18 protein-coding genes are annotated in these 20,397 nt (G+C 66.0%); 7 read left to right on the top strand and 11 right to left on the bottom strand.

The window, feature by feature from the left end:
- Window positions 1-3: 3 nt before the first annotated feature.
- Window positions 4-1,113 (bottom strand): NAD(P)/FAD-dependent oxidoreductase, encoded by a 1,110-nt coding sequence (locus Q9293_RS14105; protein ID WP_306247593.1) that lies wholly within the window; start codon window positions 1,111-1,113, stop codon window positions 4-6.
- On the opposite strand from Q9293_RS14105, the gene Q9293_RS14100 reads away from it, so the two are divergent.
- The 5 genes from Q9293_RS14100 (at window position 1,112) to Q9293_RS14080 (ending at window position 5,371) form a co-directional block, all read left to right on the top strand.
- A complete protein-coding gene (locus Q9293_RS14100) occupies window positions 1,112-1,519 on the top strand; it encodes a VOC family protein (protein ID WP_306247590.1) in 408 nt (135 codons plus the stop codon). The genes Q9293_RS14105 and Q9293_RS14100 overlap by 2 nt on opposite strands.
- The gene (locus Q9293_RS14095; protein ID WP_306247588.1) at window positions 1,401-2,033 is read left to right on the top strand and encodes a GxxExxY protein; all 633 of its coding nucleotides are present in this window, start codon (window positions 1,401-1,403) and stop codon (window positions 2,031-2,033) included. Before Q9293_RS14100 ends, Q9293_RS14095 begins: the two co-directional genes overlap by 119 nt.
- Before the next feature lie 27 nt (window positions 2,034-2,060).
- Window positions 2,061-4,583: a DNA mismatch repair protein MutS gene (gene mutS, locus Q9293_RS14090; RefSeq protein WP_306247586.1), complete on the top strand. Its 2,523-nt coding sequence runs from the start codon at window positions 2,061-2,063 to the stop codon at window positions 4,581-4,583.
- A 75-nt stretch (window positions 4,584-4,658) separates the two neighbouring features.
- The gene (locus Q9293_RS14085; RefSeq protein ID WP_306247584.1) at window positions 4,659-4,982 is read left to right on the top strand and encodes a hypothetical protein; all 324 of its coding nucleotides are present in this window, start codon (window positions 4,659-4,661) and stop codon (window positions 4,980-4,982) included.
- A complete protein-coding gene (locus Q9293_RS14080) occupies window positions 4,979-5,371 on the top strand; it encodes a VOC family protein (protein ID WP_306247582.1) in 393 nt (130 codons plus the stop codon). The genes Q9293_RS14085 and Q9293_RS14080 overlap by 4 nt, the downstream gene beginning before the upstream one ends.
- A 17-nt stretch (window positions 5,372-5,388) precedes the next feature.
- Here Q9293_RS14080 and Q9293_RS14075 read toward each other — a convergent pair whose 3' ends face one another.
- From Q9293_RS14075 to Q9293_RS14065, 3 genes are read right to left on the bottom strand one after another with little or no spacing between them, the layout of a single operon-like run.
- On the bottom strand, window positions 5,389-6,180 hold the full coding sequence (locus tag Q9293_RS14075) for an ABC transporter ATP-binding protein (RefSeq protein WP_306247581.1): 792 nt from the start codon (window positions 6,178-6,180) through the stop codon (window positions 5,389-5,391).
- Window positions 6,177-6,995, bottom strand: a complete 819-nt coding sequence (locus tag Q9293_RS14070; RefSeq protein ID WP_306247579.1) for an ABC transporter permease — start codon at window positions 6,993-6,995, stop codon at window positions 6,177-6,179. Before Q9293_RS14070 ends, Q9293_RS14075 begins: the two co-directional genes overlap by 4 nt.
- The gene (locus Q9293_RS14065; protein ID WP_306247577.1) at window positions 6,995-7,957 is read right to left on the bottom strand and encodes an ABC transporter substrate-binding protein; all 963 of its coding nucleotides are present in this window, start codon (window positions 7,955-7,957) and stop codon (window positions 6,995-6,997) included. Before Q9293_RS14065 ends, Q9293_RS14070 begins: the two co-directional genes overlap by 1 nt.
- Window positions 7,958-8,095: 138 nt before the next feature.
- On the opposite strand from Q9293_RS14065, the gene Q9293_RS14060 reads away from it, so the two are divergent.
- The gene (locus Q9293_RS14060) at window positions 8,096-8,704 is read left to right on the top strand and encodes a lysophospholipid acyltransferase family protein (RefSeq protein WP_306247576.1); all 609 of its coding nucleotides are present in this window, start codon (window positions 8,096-8,098) and stop codon (window positions 8,702-8,704) included.
- A gap of 11 nt (window positions 8,705-8,715) precedes the next feature.
- On the opposite strand, the gene Q9293_RS14055 is transcribed toward Q9293_RS14060, so the two are convergent.
- Window positions 8,716-9,306: a methyltransferase domain-containing protein gene (locus Q9293_RS14055; protein ID WP_306247574.1), complete on the bottom strand. Its 591-nt coding sequence runs from the start codon at window positions 9,304-9,306 to the stop codon at window positions 8,716-8,718.
- Window positions 9,307-9,420: 114 nt separating this feature from the next.
- Between Q9293_RS14055 and Q9293_RS14050 the strand changes: the two genes are divergently transcribed.
- Window positions 9,421-10,761, top strand: a complete 1,341-nt coding sequence (locus Q9293_RS14050) for a CapA family protein (protein ID WP_306247572.1) — start codon at window positions 9,421-9,423, stop codon at window positions 10,759-10,761.
- Between the two features lie 101 nt (window positions 10,762-10,862).
- On the opposite strand, the gene Q9293_RS14045 is transcribed toward Q9293_RS14050, so the two are convergent.
- The 6 genes from Q9293_RS14045 to Q9293_RS14020 all read right to left on the bottom strand — a co-directional run bounded on the left by Q9293_RS14045 (window position 10,863) and on the right by Q9293_RS14020 (window position 20,371).
- A complete protein-coding gene (locus tag Q9293_RS14045) occupies window positions 10,863-12,374 on the bottom strand; it encodes a M20/M25/M40 family metallo-hydrolase (protein WP_306247570.1) in 1,512 nt (503 codons plus the stop codon).
- Between the two features lie 44 nt (window positions 12,375-12,418).
- The gene (locus Q9293_RS14040) at window positions 12,419-13,900 is read right to left on the bottom strand and encodes a YfcC family protein (protein ID WP_306247567.1); all 1,482 of its coding nucleotides are present in this window, start codon (window positions 13,898-13,900) and stop codon (window positions 12,419-12,421) included.
- Window positions 13,897-15,063 (bottom strand): beta-aspartyl-peptidase, encoded by a 1,167-nt coding sequence (iadA, locus tag Q9293_RS14035; protein WP_306247565.1) that lies wholly within the window; start codon window positions 15,061-15,063, stop codon window positions 13,897-13,899. Before iadA ends, Q9293_RS14040 begins: the two co-directional genes overlap by 4 nt.
- 36 nt (window positions 15,064-15,099) lie before the next feature.
- On the bottom strand, window positions 15,100-16,500 hold the full coding sequence (locus tag Q9293_RS14030; RefSeq protein ID WP_306247562.1) for a M14 family zinc carboxypeptidase: 1,401 nt from the start codon (window positions 16,498-16,500) through the stop codon (window positions 15,100-15,102).
- 179 nt (window positions 16,501-16,679) lie between these two features.
- Window positions 16,680-17,516: a cyanophycinase gene (locus Q9293_RS14025; RefSeq protein ID WP_306247560.1), complete on the bottom strand. Its 837-nt coding sequence runs from the start codon at window positions 17,514-17,516 to the stop codon at window positions 16,680-16,682.
- Window positions 17,517-17,599: 83 nt separating this feature from the next.
- The gene (locus Q9293_RS14020; protein WP_306247558.1) at window positions 17,600-20,371 is read right to left on the bottom strand and encodes a TonB-dependent receptor; all 2,772 of its coding nucleotides are present in this window, start codon (window positions 20,369-20,371) and stop codon (window positions 17,600-17,602) included.
- Window positions 20,372-20,397: the final 26 nt, after the last annotated feature.

The following is a 20,397-nucleotide window of genomic DNA, read 5'->3' as shown; positions in this document are numbered from 1 at the left end:
GGCCTAACGGGAAGGGGCTGTGGCCACGGCCTCGGCCAGGGCCAGGGCCGCCGTGAGCCCCGGCGATTCGATGCCCAGCAGGTTCAGGAGCCCTGGCACGCCGTGTTGGGCCTCGCCCTGGATGAGGAAGTCGGGCGAAGCTTCTCCCGGCCCGTGCAGCTTGGGGCGGATGCCCGTGTAGGCGGGCTGGAGGGCGCCCTCGGGAAGGCCTGGCCAGTAGCGCCGCACCTCGGCGTAGAAGCCTTCGGACCGGGCGGGGTTCACGTCGTAGTCCAGGTGGTCGATCCACTCCAGGTCGGGTCCGAAGCGGGCTTGGCCCGCCAGGTCCAGCGTCAGGTGCACGCCCAGGGCGCCGGGCACGGGCACGGGGTAGACCAGGTGCGAAAAGGGCGCGGGGCCCGCCAGGGCGAAGTAGTTGCCCCGGGCCCATAGCTTGGGCTTGGGCGGCAGGGATTCAGGCCGCGCGCCCGCCACGGCCCAGGCCAGGTCGATGGCGCCCAGGCCCGCGCTGTTGATGACCTGCTCCGCCAGCAGCTCCATGGGCTCGGGGCCGCCCACTTGAAGCAGCAAGCCCTCAGGGGTGGACCGCCCGCCCAGCACGGGGCTGTGGCACACAATCTGGGCTCCAGCGGCTTCCGCATCCAGGGCCAGGGCGCGCATGAGGCCGTGACTGTCCACGATGCCGGTGCTGGGGGAAAGCAGGGCGGCGGTGCAGCGCAGCTGAGGCTCCAGGGCCTGGGCCTCGGCCTGGCTCAGCCATTGCAGCGGCACGGTGCCGTTGGCCGTAGCCCGGGCCTGGAGATTCCGCAGGGTGGCGACTTCCGCCTGGGTGGTGGCCACGATGAGCTTGCCGCAGCGGCGGTGCGCGATGCCCTTCGCCGCGCAGTAGGCGTAGAGGGCGCGGTTGCCCGCCACGCAGAGCTTGGCCTTCCAGGAGCCCGCGGGGTAGTAGATGCCAGCGTGGATCACCTCGCTGTTGCGGGAGCTCACGCCCGTGCCGATGCGCTCGGCGGCCTCGAGCACCAGCACCTCCCGGCCCGTCTGGGCCAGGCGCCGGGCCAGGGCCAGGCCCACCACGCCCGCGCCGATGAGGATGCAGCCCACCCGTTCCATGGCCCCATCCTATCCTTTCCCCATGCGCGTACTCGGCCTAGACCACCCGGTGCTCACCATCCGCGACCTGGATCACACCCGGGCCTTCTACGAGGGCTGCCTCGGCATGGTCCATGAGTCCTTCGGAGAAGGCCGCCACGCCCTGCGCTTCGGGGCCCAGAAGCTGAACCTGCACCTGCTGGAGCGTCCCGTGGATGCCAACGTCCGCCATGCGACGCCCGGCAGCGCCGACCTCTGCTTCCTCGCGGAGGGCCCGCTGGAAGCCTGGATGGCGCGGCTGGCCAATCATGGTGTGGCGATCATCACGGGCCCCATCACCCGCACCGGCGCCACCGGGCCCATCCGGTCCATCTACTGCTACGACCCCGACGAGAACCTCATCGAGCTCTCCGTGCCCCTGGGCTGAGTGTGGGAAGATCAGAAGCTCATGGATCTCTGGAGCACCCTGCGAAATGAAATCTGGAAGCGGAGAAGAGCGGAGTGGCGGAGGAAAGCGGAGGACTGGAACTGGAAGGACTCACGGAGGTGATCCTCGGATGCGCGATCAAGGTCCAACGCGCATGGGTCCAGGCCTTCTTGAAAGTGCCTATGAAGCCTGTCTGGCCTTCGAATTAGAGAAGGCGGGATTGCGCGTTCAGCGCCAGGTTTCGCTCGACATCATCTACGAAGGAATCCAGATCCCTGCGGCCTACCGCCTGGACCTTCTGGTGGAAGATCATATTGTCCTGGAACTGAAGACCGTGGAGCGGCTCACGGATGCCCATGAAGCCCAACTCCTCACCTACCTTCGTTTTTCCGCCAAGAGGCTGGGCTTCCTCCTGAATTTCTGGCGATGGCCTCTCAAAGAGGGTGGTATCAAGCGAATTCTAAACGCGCGAGTTCCTCCGCTCTCCTCTGCCCCTCCGCAAACCTCCGCTTAATTCGCAGTTTCAATACCCGGGGAACCCATGTCCACGCCCATGCTGCAGCAGATCGCCGCCCTCAAACGCGAGGCGGGCGACGCCGTGCTGCTGACGCGCATGGGCGATTTCTACGAGATCCTGGGCGAGGATGCGGTGCGGGCGGCGCCGGTGTTGGAGATCGCGCTGACCCTGCGGGGCAAGGGCAGCGAATCGGAAACGCCCATGTGCGGCGTGCCGCATTTCGCTCTGGAATCCTACCTGCCCAAGCTGCTGGCGGCGGGCTTTTCCGCGGCCATCGCCGAGCCCACGGCCAAGCCCGAGGAGGTGAAGGGCCTGCTGCCTCGCGCCATCAAGCGCATCATCACGCCGGGCACCTGGCTGGATGACGATGCCCGCTGGCTTTGCGCCCTGCATCGTGTCGGAAGCACCTGGGGCCTGGCCCTGCTGCAGCTGGCCTCGGGCGCCCTGCGCGTGCTGCCGGGCGAGGGACCGGATGCGCTGCGGGCCACGCTGGACCGCCTGAATCCCCAGGAGCTGATTCTGGCCGAGGGCGCTGAAGACATGGCCGATCTGGAGGCCGCTCGCACACGCCTGCCCGCCTGGCGCTTCGAGGCCTCTCGCGCCAAGCAACAGGTGCTGGCCTTCTTCGGCTGGCAGCATCTGGAAGGCGTGGGCCTCGATCCCTACCCCGCGGCCCTGGGCGCCCTGGCCGCGCTGCTCGATCATGTGGAAACCACCCAGAAGGGGCGCCCCGCGCACCTGCAGGGCGTGTCGCTCGAGCTCGGGGCCGCCGGTCCCCTCGTGGATGCCACCAGCGCCAGGCACCTGGAAGTCCTGACCAATGGCCTGGACGGGGGACGCGCTGGATCTTTGCTGGCCCTGCTGGATCAGTGCCGCACCCGCCTCGGCACCCGGTTGCTGAAGGCTTGGCTGGAGCAGCCGCTGCGGGATCGGCCTGCGCTGGAGCGGCGCTGGTCGCAGGTGGCCTGGCTCACGGAGGATCGCCGCCGCGGTCCCATCCAGACGCTGCTGGCGCAGGTGCCCGATTTGGATCGTCTGCTGGGTCGCGTGGCCCTTGGTCTCGCCACGCCGCCCGAACTGGCGCAGCTCCGTGAGGGCTTGGCTGTCCTCCAGAAACTGCCTGCGAAAATCCAGGATGAAGGTTGGGCTCCTGAGGTGGCGGAGCTGGGCCTGTGGCCTGAGGCCACGCCGCTCTGTACGCCGTTGCTGGTGGAGCTGCAGCGCTGCCTGGCCGAGGCGCCGCCGCTGGATCTGGAGAAGGGCGGCGTCATCCGCGAGGGCGTGGATGGGGAACTCGACGCCGTGCGCCGCCTGGCCCGCGACGCCAAGCAGGTGATGCTGGAACTGGAGGAGGAGGAACGCGCCGCCTCGGGCATCAACAGCCTGAAGATCAAATACAACCGGGTGTTCGGCTACTACTTCGAGATCACCAAGGCCAACCTCGGCGCCGTGCCTGCGCATTTCCTTCGCAAACAGACCCTGGCCAACGCCGAGCGCTTCACCACCGAGAAGCTGGTGGCCTTCGAGCAGAAACTGCTGAGCGCCGAGAGCGACCAGGTGAAGCTGGAGGCCGTGCAGCTGCAGCGGCTGCTGGCACTGGTGCTGGAGCACCGCGCCGACCTCACGCAGCTGGCGCGGGCCGTGGCCGCGCTGGATGTGCTGGCGGCTCTGGCGGAACGGGCGCGGCTGTCGGGTTGGACCCGGCCGGAGCTGGGCGAGGAACGCGAGTTGGTGCTGGCTACGGCCCGCCACCCGATGCTGGAAGCTCGGATGGGCCGCGAGTGCATTCCCAATGACCTGCAGTTCTCGGCCGTGCAGCCCATGGCCGTGGTGACGGGCCCGAACATGGGTGGCAAATCCACCTTTCTGCGCACGGCGGCCCTGCTGGTGGTGCTGGCGCAGACGGGCTCCTTTGTTCCCGCCGAGCTCATGCGCTTCGGGCTGGTGGACCGCATCTTCACGCGCATCGGCGCCTCGGATCAGCTGGCCAAGGGCCAGTCCACCTTCATGGTGGAGATGACGGAGACGGCGCGCATCCTCAACCAGACCACGGCGGCCAGCCTGGTGATCCTGGATGAGATCGGCCGCGGCACCTCCACGCGGGATGGCCTCGCTCTGGCCGAGGCCATCGCCCTGTTTTTGCGTGATTTGAAGGGCGGCGCCCCGCGCACGCTCTTTGCCACGCACTATTTCGAGATGACCAAGCTGGCCGACGACAGCCGCATCCAGAACCTCCATGTGGAGGTGCAGGAGTGGGAGGAACAGCTCCACTTCCTCCACCGCGTGGCGCCAGGTCCCGCCGATCGCAGCTACGGCATCCAGGTGGCACGGCTGGCGGGGCTGCCCAAGACCGTCATCCAGAAGGCCCAGCGGCTGCTGGCCCAGGCCCCCGAAGCGCCGCCCCGCGCGCCCATGCCCAGCCAGCCCGCCCTTCCGATGTTCGAAACGGAACCCGACCCGCTGCGGGAGGAACTGGACGCCCTCGATCTCAGCCGCATGACTCCTCTGGAAGCGCTGAACTGGCTGGCCCTGAAACAGGGGCGCTGACGCGCAGACACCTTCTAGTTCTTTCATGTTCTTTCAGATGGCGCCAGGTGGTCGGTGATCCGCTAGACTGCCCGCATGCCTCCCGAGCCTGGCGCCAAGCCCCCCCTCAGCCTCACGCGCATCCGCGTGGCCTGGGCCATCGCCTTGGCCGTGGATGCCATCCAGATTCCGGCCGCGGCGGCGGGCCCCCTGGGCTGGTTCCTGGATGTGGGACTGGACCTCCTCACCATGGTGGTCCTCTGGGCCCTGCTGGGCTTCCACTGGGCCTTTCTGCCCTCCTTCCTCACGGAATGGATTCCTTACCTCAACCTGGCTCCGCTCTGGACCCTGGCCGTGGCCCTGGCCACGCGGGGCCGGGGCGGCGTGGACCTGCCCCTGCCTCCGAAGGTGATCTCATGAACCAATCTGTGATAGGCATCGGCGGTGTGTTCCTCTATGCCGAGAATCCAAAGGCCCTGGCGGATTGGTACGCCAAGCACTTCGGGCTCTCCTTCATGGAATGGGAACCCGGGGCTTGCTACGGCCTGGAGTTTCCCCATACCGATCCCGATGGAACCAAGGCCTCCACGATTTTCTCCCTCATGAAGGCCAAGGCTCCCTTGGGCGAAGGCCGCCCCGAGTGCGTGGTGAACTGGCGCGTGGCCGATCTGGAGGCCTTCTGCCGGGCGCTGGAAGCCAATGGTGTCGCCATTGAGAAGCGGGAGGAGTCCGAGTACGGCGGCTTCGCCTGGATCCGTGATCCCGAGGGCCGCAAGGTGGAGCTGTATCAGCCGGCCGTGGAGCCCTAGGACCATTCGGAAGGCCGCTAATCCACCGCCGCGCCCCGGAACTCAGCCTGGGTGTGCCGGTCCTGCTCCTCCATGAGCAGTTGGCTCAGCTCCTTCTTCAGCGCGTTGAAGGCGGGGCTGGCCACATCGCGGGGACGGGGCAGGTCGATGGCCAGGTCGCGTTTGATGGTGCCGGGCCGGTAGGTCATGACGATGGTGCGATCCGCCAGGTAGAGGGCCTCCTCGATGCTGTGGGTGACGAAGAGAATGGTCTTCTTCAGCTCCACCCACAGGCGCAGCAGTTCGTCTTGCAGCGTACGGCGCGTGAGGGCGTCGAGGGCGCCGAAGGGCTCGTCCATGAGCATGATGGGGGAATCGATGGCCAGCACCCGGGCGATGGCCACGCGCTGGCGCATGCCGCCGCTGAGATCCTTGGGGTAGCGCTTGCGGAAATCCCGGAGATGGAGGAGCCCCAGCAGTTCGTCCACCTTCGTCTGGATGACGGGCTTGGCCATCTTCTTGATCTGCAGGCCGAAAGCGATGTTCTGCTCCACCGTCATCCAGGGGAAGAGTGCGTATTCCTGGAACACCATGCCGCGGTCCGGGCCCGGTTCTGAGATGGTCCGTCCCTCCACGGTGATGACACCGGCAGAGGGCAGGCTGAAGCCCGCCACGGCGTTTAGCAGGGTGGATTTGCCGCAGCCCGAGGGGCCCAGGAGGCAGACGAACTGACCCTGGGGGATGTCCAGGTCGATGGCCTGGAGGGCCTGCACGTCCTGGCCGCCGCTCTGGAAGACCTTGTGCACGCCTTGCATGGAGATGTGGCTCATGACTGCTCCAGTCCCCGGTGCCAAGTCAGCAGGCGCGAGCTGAGGCGGCTCATGAGCGTGTCGATGCCCAGGCCCAGCAGGCCGATGGTGAACATGCCGGCGATGATCTTGTCCGACCACAGGTACTCGCGGGCTTCGAGGATGCGGTAGCCCAGGCCGTTGTTCACGGCGATCATCTCGGAGACGATCACCACAATGAAGGCCGTGCCCATCCCGATGCGCGCGCCCGTGAAGATGTAGGGCGTGGCGGCGGGCAGGATGATGCGGGTGAACTGCGTCCACCGCGAGGCGCCCAGGTTGCGGCCCACGCGCAGGTAGATGCTGTCTACGGTCTGCACGCCCGTCACCGTGTTCATGAGCACCGGGAAGAAGGCGCCGATGCTGATGAGAAAAATGGCGGGTGGGTTGCCCAGGCCGAACCAGAGGATCGAGAGGGGGATGTAGGCGATGGGGGGAATGGGGCGCAGCACCTGGATGAGCGGGTTGAAGAGGCCGTAGGCCAACCGGCTGTAGCCCATGGCGAGGCCCAGGGGCAGGGCCAGGCCGCCGCCGATGGCGAAGCCCAGCAACACGCGGTAGAGGCTGCCGGCGGCGTCCTGGATGAGCTCGCCGCTCAGGCACCATTTCAGGTACGAGCCCTGGGCGGGATCGAAGGCCTCCAGGGGCTTCAGGTAGGCCCACCACTTCACCAGCACCTGCCAGGGCGAGGGCAGGATGGTGGCGTTCACCCAGCCCTTGCTGGAAAGCAGCTGCCAGAGGGCCAGGGCCGCCAGCGGGACGAGGATGCCGGAGGCCGCGTGCTTGAATGCCTTCACTACTTCACCTTCAGCTGCTTCTTGGCCTCGGTGAGGAGGTCCAGCTTCACCCAGTCGCCGGCCTTGGGCGGATTGGCCATCTTGCCCACGCCGTACTTGGCCATGAGATCCGTGGTGATCTGCACGTGCTGCAGGGTGATGTCGTAGCTGAAGGGCGAGTTGCCGATGGCGTCCTGGTAGTCCTCGGCGCTGATCTGGTTCTTGAACATCACTTCGCGGACGAATTTCTCCGCGGTCTTGGGCTCGTCGATGAATTTCTTGGTGGCTTCCACAAAACAGTTCAGGAAGCGCTGGGCCACATCGCGACGCTCCTTGTAGAGCTTCTCGGTGATGACCAGGGCGCGGATGGGTTCGCCGATGGGCGTGTCGTAGGGCTTCAGCAGCTCCACGCCGAACTTCTTGTTGATGGCCTGTGAGCTGTAGGGCTCGCTCTGGCACATGGCGTCGATGTTCTTGGCCATGAGGGCCTGGTTCAGGTCGGCAAAGGGGAGGTAGAGCACCAGCACATCCTTGCCGGGCTTGTCTGACCAGCTGAGACCGGCCTTGGCCAGCTCGGCCAGCAGCAGCAGTTCCTGGGCCCCGCCCCGGGCCACACCCACTTTCTTGCCCTTGAGATCCTTCAAGGCTCGGATGCCCGCATCGGGACGCACCACCAGGCGCGCGCCGCCCCGGGCGAAGCCCGCCACCACGACGATGGGCACGCCCGCCGCTCGGCCCGCGATGGCCGCGTCCAGGGCTGCGGCGCTGGCATCGATCTCGCCGGCCACAATGGCCGGGTTGATGTCGATGCCCTTGGCGAACATGCGTTCTTCGATCTTCAGCCTGTATTTCGGGGCCAGTTCCTTCATGTAGGACACGGCGCCGTAGTGGGCGAACTTGAGGTTGCCCAGGCGCACCACGTCCTGGGCGCACAGGCTCAGGGCGGACGAGACGAATAGCGAAAGCAGGGCCTTCACGCGCATGGTTGACTCCAGGGGATTCAGGCCATTCTAGGCGATCCGCCCCTGCGCATCAGAGCATTGTCCGTTTGTCGCCGGTAAATGTTTTGAGATCAGGCCCTAGACTGGATTCCTGACCTGCCCTTCTTCTTGGCTGCCCCCATGATCTACCGCTTCGCCCACACCCTCATGCGCATCGTCGGCCTCACGTTCTTCCGGCATCGCGTCGTCCATCCCGAGCTCCTTCCGGAAAGTGGGGGCGCGCTTCTGGTGGCCAACCATGTGAGCTACCTGGATCCCTCCATGGTGGGCGCGAGCTTCCGCAACCCCATCCACTACCTGGCCCGCAAATCCCTCTTCAAGGGTTTCCTGGGGTGGCTGCTGCCGCGCATCCAGGTGTTCCCCGTGGATCTGGGCAAGGGCGACCTGAGCAGCATGAAGCGCATCCTGAGGCTGCTGAAGGAGGGGAACCGCGTGCTCATCTTTCCCGAGGGCACCCGCTCGCCCGATGGCACCCTGCAGCCCGCCGAGGCCGGCATTGGATTCCTCATCGCCAAGGGCGAGGTGCCGGTGGTGCCCCTGCGCCTCTTCGGCGCCCACGAATGCTGGCCTCGCAAGGCCAAGTGGCCTCGGCCCGGGCGCATCACCGTGGTGGCTGGCCCCGCCGTGGATTTCTCCGACCTGCCTGCGGATCTGACAGGGCGGGAGCGCTACCAGGCCTGCGCGGATCGGGTGATGGAGGCCTTGGCCGCCATTCAACTGGAGGACTGAGGCGGCTTCGCTCAGCGCTTGCGGGCCACCAGCAGGAATTCCCGGCCTGCCCGGCGGGGGTGACTCTGGGTGGCGGCGCCCAGGTGCAGGACGTCGAAGCGGGCCTCGGCCAAGGCGCGCATCTCGGTCATGGAGATGGCGTGGGGCGGGCCCGCCTGGCCCTTGGTGTCGTGGAAGAGCACGGCCAGCCAGAGACCGCCGGGGCGCAGATGGTCGGCGCAGGCCGCCACGTACTCAGCGCGGCGCGGCGGATCCATGGCCACGAAGCAGGTGTGGTCGAAGAGGGCGTCCCAGGGGCCCAACTCAGTGGTGAACCAGTCCACCTGGGCCCAGGCCACCTTGTTTCCATGCCGAGCCACGGCGCCCTCGATGGCCAGGGGCGCGAAATCCAGGCCGGTCACCGTGAAGTCCAGGTCGGCCAGTTCGGCGGCGTCATGTCCGTAGCCACAGCCCGGCACCGCCAGCTCGCTGCCAGCGCGCAGGCCCAGGGGATGGGCCAGGTCGAGCAGTTCCCGCACCAGGGGCGTGGCCTTGTTCATGTCCCAGCCGGGGCGGCCTTCATCTTCGTAGATCTGGTTCCAGTAGTCGGGCCGCGTCGTCATTCCACCAGCATAGAACGCCGTGCGACCCAGGAGGCATGCTCGAAAATCTTTGCCTGATTGCCAAAAATGAAACAAAATTGTGCATGCCCGATTCTGCAATCTGAGGAGCCGCCCATGGCTGGGAACTTTCGCACGCGCCGGATGCAACCCTTCCTCCTTTCACTCGCCGCGGCCTTGGTGGCGCTCCCTGCGCAGGCCCAGGCAGCCCCGGACCTCCTGAAGGATGATCCCCGCTCCGTGTACCAGCGGCGGGTTCATCCGGTCGAGCCCGCCGAGCGCATCGACTGGGCGGGCCGCATCGCGGAGCTGCTCAAGGAGGAGCCGGGCGATCTCACCCTCACCGCCGTGGGCGACATGATCTTCAACCAGCCCATCACCCAGCTGCAGGAGCCCGAGCGGGCAGGCCTCTTCCGCCTCATGCAGGAGGCGGATGTGGCCTACGGCAACATGGAGTTCTCCCTCAACGACCGGCCCGAGCTGCAGCGGCCCTTCTACAATTTCCGCGCGCCCAGGGCTTTCCGGTGGGAGTTGGCCCGCACCGGCATCACCCTGGTGAGCCAGGCCAACAACCACGCCATGGATTTCGGCCCCGAGGGGCTCAAGGAATGCCTGGAGGCCCTGGATCACGCCAACATCACCCACGCCGGTGCGGGCACGACGCTGGCCGAAGCCCACGCTCTGGGGAAGACGGAGCTGGCAGGTCACAAGAGCACGGTCGGCCTGCTCTCCTACATGCGCTACTGGACGGCCAAATACCGCAGCAAGAATCCCGATGCGCCCTCCCTGGCCACCATCGACCCCGCGGTGGTCCTGGCCATGCGGGACGGCAAGGTGGAGAAGGTGGAGGGCCCGCTGGAATCCGATGTGGCCACCATGGAGGAGGACATCCTCCTGGCGCGCCGCAAGACAGACCTGCTGCTGGTGTCCCTGCACAACCACGACGTGACCCACCACCGCGCCTACGGCATCCAGGACACCACGCCGCCCAACGAGGAGATCATGTACCGCCGGGCCATCGAGGCCGGGGCAGACATGGTGATCGGCACCGGCCCCCATGTGCTGCGGGGCATCGAGATCTACAAGGGCCGGCCCATCTTCTACAGCCTGGGCGATTTCATCTACCAGTACCGCACGCCGGACAAGATCCACGCCGACCTGCTGAACCAGCGCGACATCGAGATGCCGAAGCGGCTCAATGAATCGGTGTGGGATCGCCGCGATTCCCGCGAGGTCATGGAAACGGTGATGGTGCGCATGGTGATGAACCAGGGCAAGCTCAAGCGCATCCAGCTGCTGCCCATCACCATCGACGATGAGGGCCCCCTCTTCGGCGTGCCCCGCCTGGCCAGCACCAAGCGCGGGGCCGAGATCATCGCCCTGATGCAAAAGCTCTCCGCGCCCTACGGCACCAAGATCGTGAGCAAGGGCTGGTACGCCGAGGTGGAGCTCAGGTAGGGCAGGCCGGAGGAACGGGCCACAGATGAACACGGATGAACACAGATGCTGTCTTTATCTGCGTTCATCCGTGTTCATCCGTGGCTAAGCACGCAATCCTTTCAGCGCTCTGCCAGCAGCCAGGCGGTGGCGAGCACCAGGCGGGCCATGCGCTTCACCTGGTTGGGGTCGAGCTTATCGGCGGTGTCGCCAGGCTGGTGATACTCGGGGAAGTAGCTGCCGAAGAAGCGCACGAAGGGCACCTTCAGCCGCGCGAAGTCGCGGTAGTCGCTGCCGCCGTTGCGGCCATCGGTCCAGTCCAGGTGCAGGGACATGCCCGTGCCGCGGCCGGCCTGGGCGAGGATGGGCCCGAGCTCCCGGCTGTCTGCGGCAAGGCCTGGCTCAGCGAAGGTGGCGGGATCGAGGCCTTCGAGGAATGCCTTCGGATCCTTCATGCCCGAGTCGGTGAGCAGAGTGTTCAGATCTGCGGGCAGCCAGGGGTGGCCGATCATGTCGAGGTTGAGGTAGGCCCGGGTTTTCGCCAGGGGCCAGCGGGGATGGCGCGTGTAGTGGCCCGAGCCGAACTTGCCCTCCTCCTCGCCGGTCCAGAAGGCGATGAGGATCGTCCGGCGCGGGCGCTCCGGACTGGCGGCGAGGGTGCGCAGGATCTCCAGCAGGGCCGACACCCCGGAGGCGTTGTCATCGGCGCCTGGGTGCAGCACGCCGTTGGGCAGCCCCAGATGGTCCATGTGGGCGCCGATGAGGACGGCCTCCTGGGCCAGGGCCGGATCGGAGCCCTTCAGCATCCCGAGGACATTGCGGCTTTGCAGGGGGTGCACTTCACCACGAATCGACAACTCGGCAGCGGCTGCGCCTCCAGAGGCCATCCAGGCCCGCAGGGGTTCGGTGGGGGCCACGCGGGCCAGGGGCGGCTCGCCGGAACCGGGAACGCGGGGGGCGGCCAGGAAGTAGGGCAGGGCCTTTTCCTTGCCCTCGGTGATGCGCTGGGCGAGGCCCTCTTCCACCGCGATGGCGGCCTTGGCCCCCAGCTTTTCCAGCAGGGCCAGTCGCGTGTCGTAGCGATCCGCGGGGCGGGGGGAGGCGTATTTCTCCTGGAGCTCCGGCTTCCGCCAGGCCTCGCCCGAGGGCAGGCCATCGAGGAAGACCACCACCTTGCCACGCACGTCCACGCCGCGGAAATCGTCGTGATTCAGGGCCGGTTCCTGAATGCCATGGCCCACGAACACCGCTGGTCCGGAGAGGGCGCCCGGCGCGACGCTGGGCAGCACGGCGTTCCGTCCGGCCAGGAAGCGGATGACCCCCTGCGCGGTGCGCAGGTTCACGTGCCCTTGGCGAGGCCGAACCTCACGCAGGGGCACGGCCTGAACGTAGGAGGGACTCAGGGCGGGAATCCCGGCCTGCTTCAGGTGGTCCGCCAGGTAGCGGGCGGTGGTGTCCAGGCCGCGGGTGCCCAGGCCACGGCCCTGCTGGCGGGGATCCGTGAGGAAGGCCAGGTGGCTGGAGATGCGCTTGGTATCGAGGTCTTCCAGGGCGGCGGCCAGGGGGGCAGGCAGCGCCTCGGTTCGGGTGACGCGGATGAAATCGGCTGCGGGTTCCTGGGCAGATGCAAACACCGTCAAGCCGAGGAGGAGGGCCGTGCGTAGCCTTCCGCCCCCCATCACACCGGGCCCCAATGGAAGAACAGCGTGGGCGGCACCAGCAGCAGGAAGGCCAGCACCACGAGGATGAGCATGAGGGGCAGGAACCACTTCGCCCACCGCTCCCAGGGGATCTTGGCCGCGCCCAGTACGCCCATGGTGACGGCGCTGGTGGGCAGGATGGGGTTGATGAGTTCCGACAGCGCGAAGCTGTAGACGCAGGTCTGGCGCGTGATGCCCACCAGGTCCGAGAGCGGCGCCAGCACGGGCATGGTGAGCGCGGCCTGGGAGGTGCCCGAGTGGATGAAGAAGTTGATGCCGCACTGCAGCAGGAACATCACCTGGGCGGTCATGGCCTTGGGCAGCACCTTGATGGCCGACGATCCGCACAGCAGCAGCGTGTCCATGATGCGTGCATCGTTGGCGATGACCAGCAGGGCCCGGGCGCAGGCCACGATGAACACCACGCCCACCATGTCCTTGGCGCCAGCCACGAAGTGCTTGGCGATGGTGCTGGGGGCCATGCGGCTGATGAGGCCGATGAGGATGCCCATGCCCAGGAAAAGAGCTGCGATGGGTTCCAGATACCAGTGGTGCTTCAGCACGCCGTAGACCAGCAGGATGAGGGCACCCAGGAAGGTGAGGAGGGCCAGGATGTGCTTGGCGTTCCAGGAATCGCCCGCACCGCTGGCCTGGCTTTCCCGGGCCAGGTCGATGTCGCGCACGGGGCTCAGCTCGGGGTTCTTTTTGATTTTCGCGGCATAGATCATCACGTAGGCGATGACCACGCCCGTGGCGACCACCCAGGCGCACACGCGGTAGGCCAGGCCCGAGTAGATCGGAACTCCGGCGATGCCCTGGGCCACGCCCACGGTGAAGGGGTTGAAGAAGGCGCAGGCAAATCCCGCGGCGGCGCCCAGGAAGGGGATGGCCGTGCCCACGATGGAGTCGTAGCCCAGGGCCCGGGACAGGGCGATGAAGATCATGACGAGCGGGATGAGCTCCTCGGCCATGCCGAACACGGCGCCAGCCAGGGAGAACACGGCCATGAGCACCGGAATGAACAGCGTCTCCAGCCAGGGGTGGCGGCGCACATGCACCGTGAGCCGCTTGATGCCCTGCTCCACCGCGCCGGTCTCCTGGAAGATGCCGAAGCTGCCGCCGATGATGAGGAGGAAGGAGATGAGGCCCGCGCCGTCCAGGAACCCCTTGATGGGCGACAGGAAGAGGGTCTGCAGGCCCAGGTAGGTCTTGGTCAGCTGATGGTAGGTGCCATCCACGGGCACCTTCAGGCGGCTGCCATCGGGCAGCAGCTTTTCCATGCGCTGGAATTCCCCGGAGGGCACCAGCCAGGAAAGGATGAGCACCAGCAGGATGAGGGCCGCCACGATGACCAGGGTGTGGGGCATCTTCAGGCTGGAGGATGTCGGTGGCGGCGGTGGTGGTGGAGTGGGGACCTTGCCCTGCCGGGCGGCCTGGTAGGCGCGTTCGCGAGCATTCACTGGAACAATCCCTTCGCCAGCAGTTTGCCGGATTTCATCAGGAGGCGGCCCTTGGCCATGACCGTGCGCACTTCCAGATCCTTCGGATCCAGCAGCACGATGTCGGCGTCCATGCCCGGCTCCAGGCGACCCTTGCCCTTCAGCTTGAGGATGCGGGCCGGGTTCGAGGTGATGACGCGCAGCGCGGTTTCGAGGGGCAGGCCCTCTTGCAGCACGGCCTGGCGCACGGCCTGGTACAGCGACAGCACGCGGCCCACGGAGATGCCTTGCAGGCGGCCATGGCGGTCCCAGTCGGGGAGGCTGCCCTGGCCATCGGAGGTGAAGGTGATCTGGCCTGGATCCACGCCCGCCTCCAGCATGAGGCGCAGGGCCCGGGCGCAGGGGATTTCGCCGTCATCCAGGTATGAAGCCAGGGTCGAGGTGGTGAAATCCACGAAGCCGCCGCCCTTGGCGTAGGCGATGCCTTCCTCGAACAGCTGAGGGTTGCGGTTGATGTGGGTGGGGAGCATCTGCTGGGGAGAAAGTTCAGTTTCGTTGATGATGCGACGGAGGAACTCCAGGCCCCGCGGGCCGTCGCCCAGGTGCACGTTCACGATGCCGGCCTTGCCGGACAGCATGCCGCCGCGCCGCGCCGTGGCCACCACCTGGGCGAAGGCCTCGAAGGTGGGTTGGCTGGAGCGGTGGTCGGACAGGGCCACTTCGCCCGCGCCGATGACCTTGTCGATGAAGAGCAGATCCTCTTCGAGGCTGGGCATGAGGGTGCGCAGGGGCACGCCGTAGGAGCCCGAATACACGTAGGTGCTGATGCCCTCTTCATCGAGGCCCTTGGCCTTGGCCAGCAACCCGGCCATGGTGCGGGTATAGCCATCGGTACCCAGGCAGCCCACCACGGTGGTGACGCCGCCGGTGATGGCATCGGTCAGGGGCAGGTCCGGAGTGCGCGTGGCGAAGCCGCCCTCGCCTCCACCGCCCATGATGTGGACGTGGCCATCGATGAAGCCAGGCACGGCGCGCAGATTGCGGGCATCGACCACCTCGCAGTACTTGCGGGAGATGCGGATGTCGGGCTCCATGCGGAGGATCTTGCCGCCGCCGATCAGCAGGTCGCAGCGGCCGCCGGGTTCGGGGCTGTACACATCGGCATTCTTGATCAGGAACATCATGGGGACTCCTGCCGGACCGCGGGGCCCGGTGCGCGTTCAGAAGAGGCGGGACACGGGCAGGTCGGCGCCAGGGCGGGCCAACTCGCGGAAACCAGGGTAGCCATAGAGGCCGTAGAGCAGGCAGGGTTCCAGCACCTGGATGGCCCGGCGGGCCAGATCCTGGTCGAGGGACACGATGAGGGTTCCCGCGGGCAGGTCCACCTCGGCCTGGGGTTCCCGTGCCACGATCTGGCGATCCTTGTAGCGTTGGTACAGCTCATCGTAGGGTTCTTCGAGGCGGAGCAGCTTCACCCGTTCGACCCGCGCTCGCCGAGGCGCTGCGAGGGTCTCAAAACCGAGGCCCTGGGCCTGCAGCACCGGCACGAAGCGGGCCGCGGCGGCAGCATCGATGACATAGGCCCGGGGCGTGGGCACGCTGCCCTTTACCACCAGATCCGTCATGGCATTGGCGGTGGGCACTTCAATGGTTTTCCCCGTGGCCACCTCGCGCACTTTCACGGCGCTGACCTTGCCTCCCAGGTTCGCCCAGAAGGTGTTCGTGGCGATGAAGGGTGGCAGCGGCTCACGACGGGCGCGCTCGGCCAGGCGCTGGATGCGCTGGCGCCAGGCGCGGTCCCCCAGCAGGTGCCGGTAGAGGATGCGGTAGCCGTCCACCCGCTCGCCCAGGTCCGCCTGGGGGTCGGCGGAGCGGTGGCGCACGCCGGATTCGATGATGAAGGAGAGCGCGCCCAGGGTGCCCATGCCATTGCGGCCATCATCCACTTCAGAGGTGGAGGGGCGGATCTCCTCATCCGGCGGCGGCCCCCCTACGCTGTAGCGGCGGTAGGCGTGGCCGGCCTTCTGCTGCAGGGGCGCAGCGGTACCGACGGCCTCCAGGGCAGCGACCTTCAGGTAGTCGGGGATGAGCGGGTGGTTGCAGGCATCCATGGTGATGACGGGCCAGGCCTCCCAGCCGTGTTTGGTGTAGTCCTCCCCATCGCGGCCGAACTCATGGCTGTCCACCGCCAGATGGGGACGGATGCGGCGGGCCACGCGGTGCAGCGTCTGCGTTTCAGGCTGGGCCAGCAGCAGGTGGTCGCGGTTGAGGTCGGCGCCCACGCCGTTGAAACGCTGGTGGGCCTCCGCGCCATCGGGGTTGACCATCGGCATGAGGTAGAGGTCCACGTCCTCGGGCAGCTGTTCCGGATGCTCGGCGATGTCGCGGATGAGGGTCAGCTGCGCGTCCTTGCCCGCCACTTCATCGCCATGCTGCTGGGCATAGTAGAAGACCTTGAAGCGGGCCCCAGACTGAGCTTTGGCGCCGCCCCGGTTCAGATGCACCAGGTAGAGTTTGCGGCCCTGGGTGCTGCGGCCTTCTTCGGTGACGGTGATGAGCCCCGGCCGCGCCACGGATTCCAGGAAGGTCGACATCTGCTCATAGGACACCGTCTGCTTCATGGCGCGGTGATCCGCCGGGAAGGGGACCTTCGGGCCCGCCGCGAAACCGACCGCGGAGGCAAAGGTCAGGGCCAGTCCACGGGATCGACCAACGCGGATTGATCTGACGGCCTTCTGCAGAGAACACCAGGGACAAAGCAGGGAGGAGTGGGAAGGGCACCTCAGGCCCGCCCAGGCCTTCATGGCTGGCTGATCTTGCGGGTGGCCAGATCGATGGACTGGCCGGTCTTCAGCAGGTGGATGCGGAGGTCGCGGAAGGTCTCGCCCTTGAGCGCCATGCCCGCCGGATCGAAGACCATGACGGAGCGCTGCCCCACCACCGTGGCCCGGCCATCTTTCACCACCAGGGCGGTGGCTTCGTCGATGCCCAGGCCCAGGTGGTCCGGGCGTTCCATCAGGACGCTGAAGAGGCGGTTCTCCCGGCCACGCCGCAGGAAGTGCTGATCGATCACCACGCCCGCGGGCAGGAAGCCCATGCCTTCGCGGGTCTGGTAGGCGCCTGGGCCGAATTCAGAGAGGGCTTCCTTGCCGTGGCGGTCGTCGCCGGTGAGCATCACCTTGGACATGATGGCTGCGCCCGCACTGGTGCCTCCCACGCCCGCGCCTGCGGCATAGCGATCAAGGATGAGCTTCTGCAACGGTGTGCCCACGATCTTGTCCCCCACCAGGTTCTGGTCTCCCCCCGAAAACCAGAACCCGGTGCATCGCGCCGCCGCTTTCAGCAGCTCGGGGTTGGAGGCGTCTTCGCGGCGTCTCACATCCAAGGGCACACAGACCATGCCCACCTGGTCGAGATCAGCCTTCCACTCCTTGAGCGCCCCTTCGGGATCGCTGGTGGACGTGGGGATGATGCCCACCACACCGCCGCGTCCGCCGCAGGCCTGGAAGAAGGCCGCCTGAACATCCGCAGGGAATCCTCCGCCGCCCACGATGACCAGGGTGCCTTTGGGGGGTATCTGGGAAGCTGCGAACATGGATGTGAAAAGAAGGGCTACGCCCACAAGAAGCCGCTGCATGGAAGGCCTTTCAGGCGGAGCTTGGCACATCCACGGGCCGACAATTCGGCCCGTGGGTGCCCTGCTGGTGAAGTCGACTGACGCTAGAACGTGACTCTCAACCCGAGACGGAGGTTCCGGGGCGTTTCGGCGCTGGTGGGGCTCTTGTAGTCGCTGTAGATGTCGTTGGCGCCGGTTGCGGTGGCCGAATCGGTGCGGACCGCATTGACGCGGGTGTTCCAACCCAGGGCGGAGCCCGAGTTCAGGGCGTTGAAAATATCGAGGAATATCTCAGCACTCAGTCCCTTGTTCTTCACGATCATCTGGCTTGCCCGGAGATCCAGAAGACGGCGGGCGGGATATCGTTCTGACCCCCTGGGCTGGGCGAGGATGCTCCAGCGAGAGGAGTTGTTGTCTCGGAAAGTGCTGATGGTGGGGGTCCAATGTTCACCCGAAAGGTAGGTGAAGCTGGCGCTCAAACGAGTCTTCCAAGGCGTTTCGTATGAGAAACGGACTTTGATTTCGTCATCGCTGAAATAGGGGAGGGGCCCGTCGAAGTTGATCTGAGAGTTCGGGCTCGCGAACGCATCGTCGTACCCGTTCGATCGGTTCAGATTGCCGTGCCGCATGGCGCGAGTGTAGCTGGTGAACAGACTCCAATGGTCCGCGTAGCGGCGCTCTGCGCTGAGGCTGAGCGCTTGGTAGGCGCGCTTCGCCTTGTCGCTGTTGGTGATGTAGTAGTCCTGCGCGTCGTCCAGCGCATTGAAGAGGTGCATGACCTTTCCAGTGATCAGGTTGTAGGCATCCAGGCTATTGGCCGGATCTGTATCCTCGCGGAGCGCCCGGTTCACGCGGATGATGAGGTCCTTCGACTGCCTGTGCACGGCTGTGAATGTCATGGACCAGAGGTCGCCTAGCTTCTGTTCGATGGATAGCGTCGCCTCGTCCATGTATGGGTGCTTGATGTTGGGATCGATGGCGGTCACATCACTGATGGTGGTGTAGGGAACGGGATTGTAAGGAATCGCCGAGAGGTGGTTGAAATCGGTGAAGTAGTCGTTGCTGCCCCAGGTATGCCGGGTTTCAGGCCTATAGGCTCCAGGGATGGCGCGGTCGAAATAGGCTGTACCCACGCCGTCGAAGAAGCGTCCCCAACTGGCTTTCAGGAGGCTTCTCTGATCCTCGGTGAGGGCGAACGTCAGGCCAAACCGAGGAGCCAATGTGCTGGTGTTCCAGATGGAGCTGGAACCGCCATAGCCCCGGCCCTTGAATTGCTCGAAGCGCAGGCCCGGACGAAGGGTGAGCCTGTTGTTGACCGTCCAGGAGTCCTGGGCGAAGGCGGCCAGCCGGTCCATGCGAGCGCGGATGTTGTAGCCGCCGCCCACCTGGACGAAGTCGGTGTAGACTCCTCCGGAATCTGAGTCTGCGTTGTAACTGACGCCGCCGGGGAAGCGCTCCAGCTCCTCATCACCCGACTGCTCGCGCTCGATGCCAAACTTGAATGCATGGGCATCAGTGGAACTAAATAGGCCAGTCTTGAAGAGGTCGAGGGTGGCGGCGATGCTGCCGCGGGACTTGTAAACGCTGTCGACGGTATAGGTGTTGTTGAAGGTGTAGAGGAGTCCCGTGGAACTGGATGGGTCATTGGGGTTGTAGCCTGAGGCGATGTAGAGCGAGGGGTTTTCCCCGTGATAGGCAAGCGCGTCATCTCGACCGCCAAAGGAGGTCGCCCGCAAAGTCAGGACGGCCGAAGAACCGAAGACTTGGGTCCAGGTGAGGCCGTAACTGTGGTTGGGGGCCTCCTGCCTCCAGGAAGCCTCAATGGAGGTCTGGTTGCTGATGCCGCGGTGCTCTCTGGACACCTTGTCGTATTCTCCAAAGGCCTCCAGGGTCCCGTTGGGGGTGGCCTGCCAGGTGACTTTCAGGAGGTATCGAGGGTTGGTGAGTTCCACGGGCACCGGGGCACCAATGGGGGTCTGCTGGTCGACGATTTGTTCTGCCGACACGAAATACCAGAGTTTGTCCTTGATGATCGGTCCCCCCACACTCAGGGAGAGGTCAGAGCTGTGGGCCTTCTGAACCGTTCGGTCAATGCCTGGTGCGCGGTTGCTGGTCTTGGCCTGCCAGTCCGAGGTGTTGTAATAGCTGTTGAAGGCACCCTCGGTTTTGTTGCTGCCCCGCTTGATGATCGCGTTGATGAAACCACCTGTGAATCCGCCGAACTCGGCCGAGGCCCCGATGCCGCCCACCTGGACTTCCTGGAACCATTCAGGATTGGAGTAGATCCACGGAGTGCCAGTGCTCGGGTCGCCGATGTTCATGCCATCAAGGAGGTAGGCGTTCGCATTGCGTCGGTCACCGCCCCAGGCGATGCCGCCATTCACACCAGGGGTCAGGTCTGCGATGGAACTCAGATCCCGCTTGTAAGGCAGCGACTCCAGTTCATCCAGGGAATAGGCCTTGCCGAGTCCAGTGGGAGTGGGCTCGACGGCATTGGAGCGGTCAATCACTTCCACCGTGGCAGAGGCCTGAGCCTGCAACTGGATGGGCAGGTTGGAAGTTGAGCCAAGGCTGAGTTGGACCGTCTGCTTGATGGTCGGATAGCCAGCGGCTTCAACCGTGATGACATAATTCCCTGGCGGCAGCGCCGAGATGCGAAACGCACCCTGGGATCCGCTGACCACCACGCGAGCCCCGCCAATGAGGCTCTCAGAGGTGGCGCTGATCTTTGCATCGGCAAGCGGCTTGCCCTTGGGGTCCTTCACCACGCCAGTCAGGGCGGAGGTCGTGCTGCTCTGCGCCATCAAGACCGCCGGGGCCGCCACGAGCGCCAGCGCGAGCGCACTGAATCTGGAATTGCCAGTGTTTCTAGCCATCACGCCTCCGAAAGGGGTTATTGAAA

This window comes from Geothrix sp. PMB-07 (genome assembly GCF_030758935.1).
Lineage (GTDB): Bacteria > Acidobacteriota > Holophagae > Holophagales > Holophagaceae > Geothrix.
Note: the sequence above shows the minus strand (reverse complement) of the source record. Positions and strands in the feature narration are given on the sequence as shown.